Below are 3,260 nucleotides of genomic sequence, written 5' to 3'. Positions count from 1 at the left end.
GGGCCGTCCACGGTTTTCTGCGTGGCGGTGGCGGCGTGCACGGTGGTCATGAGACCGCGCTTGATGCCCCACTTGTCGTTGAGCACCTTGGCAATGGGCGCCAGGCAGTTGGTGGTGCACGAGGCGTTGGAGATGATGGCCTCGCCCTTGTAGGTGGCGTGGTTCACGCCGTAGACGAACATGGGGGTGTCGTCCTTGGAAGGCGCGGACAGGATGACCTTCTTGGCGCCGGCGTCCAGGTGCTTCTGGGCCGTGACCTTGTCGAGGAACAGGCCGGTGGATTCGATCACGATGTCGGCGCCGACTTCGTTCCACTTCAGGTTGGCCGGGTCGCGCTCTTGCGTGAGGCGGATCTTCTTGCCGTTGACCACCAGCGTGCTGCCTTCGACGCTGACGTCGCCCTTGAAGCGGCCATGCACGCTGTCGTACTGCAGCATGTAGGCCAGGTACTCGGGCTCCAGCAGGTCGTTGATGGCGACGACTTCGATGTCGGCGAAGTTCTGCAGCGCGCTGCGCAACACGTTGCGCCCGATGCGGCCAAAGCCGTTGATGCCGATCTTGATGGTCATGTCTCGAGTCTCCTGAAGGGTTTCAAACAAAGATGAACAAACTCATTTTGCCAGCACGGCGCGCACCGTGTCGGCCACATTGGCGGGCGTGAAGCCGAAGTGCTCGAACAGCACCGGGGCCGGTGCCGACTCGCCGTAGGTGTCCAGACCCACGACGGCGGCCACGCCGTACTTCCACCAGCCGTCGGTGGAGCCCATTTCCACCGCCACACGCGGCACGCCGGCCGGCAACACCGAGGCTTTGAAAGCGGCGCTCTGACGGTCAAAGGTGGTGGTGCTGGGCATGGAGACCACGCGCACGGCGATCTTGTGTTCCTTGGCCAGCAGCTCCTGGGCTTTCAGCGCCAGTTGCACTTCGGAACCGGTGGCGATGATCACCGCTTGCGCCTTTTTCTTCAGGCCCACTTCGCTCGGCTCGGCCAGCACATAGGCGCCCTTGCTGATGTCGCCCAGATCGCTCTTGGGCGCGTAGGGCAGGTTCTGGCGGCTGAGCAGCAGAGCGGTGGGGCGGCTGGCGTTTTCCAGCGCCACGGCCCAGGCCACGGCGGTCTCGGCGGTGTCGGCGGGGCGCCAGACGTCCAGGTTGGGAATGAGGCGCAGGCTGGCCGCGTGTTCCACCGACTGGTGGGTCGGGCCGTCTTCGCCCAGACCGATGGAGTCGTGCGTGAAGACATGAATGACGCGCTGCTTCATCAGCGCGGCCATGCGGATCGCGTTGCGGCTGTAGTCGCTGAAGGTGAGGAAGGTGCCACCGTAAGGAATGAAGCCGCCGTGCAGCGCCACGCCGTTCATGATCGCGGCCATGCCGAATTCGCGCACGCCGTAGTTGATGTGGCGGCCGCCCTGGCCCTGCTCGTTTTTCACCACATCACCGGCCAGGTTGAAGCGCAGCGCAGGCGTGGACTTGGTGTTGGTGAGGTTGGAGCCGGTGAGGTCGGCGCTGCCGCCGAGCAGCTCGGGCAGTGCGGCGGTGAAGGTCTCGAGTGCGAGCTGGCTCGCCTTGCGGCTGGCCACGGTCTCGGCCTTGGTGTGGGCGGCCACAGCGGCGTCCACCGCCACCTGGGCAAAGTTCTTCGGCAGCTCACCCTTCATGCGGCGCACAAACTCTTTGGCGAGTTCGGGGAAGGCGGCCTTGTAGGCGGCGAACTTGGCATTCCAGTCGGCTTCCATGGCCTTGCCGGCGTCCTTCGCGTCCCACGCGGCGTACACGTCTTTGGGAATCGCAAAAGGTGCGTGGTTCCAGCCCAGCGCTTCGCGGGTGAGCTTGATCTCTTCAGCACCCAGCGGCTCGCCGTGGGCCTTGGCGGTGTTGGCGCGGTTCGGGCTGCCTTTGCCGATGTGGGTCTTGCAGATGACGATGGTGGGGCCGTCGGCCTTGTTCTTCGCGTCGCTGATCGCGCGGTCCACCGCATCGGCGTCGTGGCCGTCGATCGGGCCGATCACGTTCCAGCCGCAGGCGGCAAAACGCAGCGCGGTGTTGTCGATGAACCAAGGCGTGACCTGGCCGTCAATGGATATGCCGTTGTCGTCGTACAGCGCGATCAGCTTGTTGAGCTTCCAGGCGCCGGCCAGCGCGATGGCCTCGTGGCTGATGCCTTCCATGAGGCAGCCGTCGCCCAGGAACACGTAGGTGTGGTGGTCCACGATGGCGTGGCCGTCTCGGTTGAACTCGGACGCCAGCAGCTTTTCGGCCAGCGCCATGCCCACCGCGTTGGTGATGCCCTGGCCCAGCGGGCCGGTGGTGGTTTCCACGCCCGGCGTGTGGCCGACTTCGGGGTGGCCGGCGGTTTTGCTGCCGAGCTGGCGGAAGTTCTTCAGCTCACCGATCGGCAGCTTGTAGCCGGTGAGGTGCAGCAGCGCGTAGATCAGCATGGAACCGTGGCCGTTGGACAGCACGAAACGGTCGCGGTTGGCCCACTGCGGGTTGGTCGGGTTGTGGCGCAGGTGCCGGCTCCACAGGGCGACCGCCATGTCGGCCATGCCCATGGGCGCGCCGGGGTGGCCGGAGTTGGCGGCCTGCACCGCGTCCATGGCCAGCGCGCGGATGGCGTTGGCCTGGGTCTGGGGCGACACGGCTTGGGCGGTGGGGGTGAGGGTGCTGGCGGTGTCGGACATGGGGATGCTGGAGGATGGGGGTGAAGCGGGGGAAAGCTGAACAAGGCCGCGGCTGGTGCGATGGCGCAAAACAACGGATTTTATCGGCCAGCCCGCTGTCGGCAGCGTTGCGCGGCGTCGGGACAGCGCGCCAGCCCATAATTCTTCGACGTGTGCGGCCTTGAGCGCCCGGCACGCGCATCCAACCGCCGCCCATGACCCGACTCGCCACCGCACGCCCTTCCCCACCCCCCCTGGCCACAGCCATGGTGCTCGCCGCTGGACGAGGCATGCGCATGCGCCCGCTCACCGACACCACACCCAAACCCCTGTTGACGGTGCAAGGCAAGCCGCTGATGCAGTGGCCCATGGAGGCTTTGGTCGCGGGCGGGTTCCAGCGGTTTGTGGTCAACACCGCCTGGCTGGGCGAGCAGATCGACGATCACTGCGCTGCGTGGAGCCGAGACCAGCCAGGGTGCGAGGTGGTGATGTCGCGCGAAGGCACCGACTTTGGCTATGCACTGGAAACGGCCGGCGGCATTGCGCGCGCCCTGCCGCTGCTGGCCGACGTGTTCTGGGTGCTGGCGGGTGACGTGT

At 66.3% G+C, this 3,260-nt stretch carries 3 protein-coding genes; 1 reads left to right on the top strand and 2 read right to left on the bottom strand.

Annotated features, from left to right (window positions below):
- On the bottom strand, positions 1 to 569 hold a 569-nt coding region (locus Q0C59_RS19325; protein ID WP_291218643.1), incomplete at its 3' end, for a type I glyceraldehyde-3-phosphate dehydrogenase.
- 42 nt (positions 570 to 611) lie between these two features.
- Positions 612 to 2,684 carry a transketolase gene (tkt, locus tag Q0C59_RS19320; protein ID WP_291218641.1) on the bottom strand — a complete coding sequence of 691 codons (2,073 nt, stop codon included), beginning with the start codon at positions 2,682 to 2,684 and terminating at the stop codon, positions 612 to 614.
- Positions 2,685 to 2,878: 194 nt separating this feature from the next.
- On the opposite strand from tkt, the gene Q0C59_RS19315 reads away from it, so the two are divergent.
- Positions 2,879 to 3,260 (top strand): sugar phosphate nucleotidyltransferase (locus Q0C59_RS19315; RefSeq protein ID WP_291218639.1); only part of this gene is annotated, 382 nt, incomplete at its 3' end.

Source organism: Hydrogenophaga sp. (assembly GCF_022844385.1).
In the GTDB taxonomy this organism is placed as follows: domain Bacteria; phylum Pseudomonadota; class Gammaproteobacteria; order Burkholderiales; family Burkholderiaceae_C; genus Hydrogenophaga.
The sequence above is the reverse complement of the archived record's forward strand: the minus strand, read 5'-3'. Positions and strand labels throughout refer to the sequence as shown.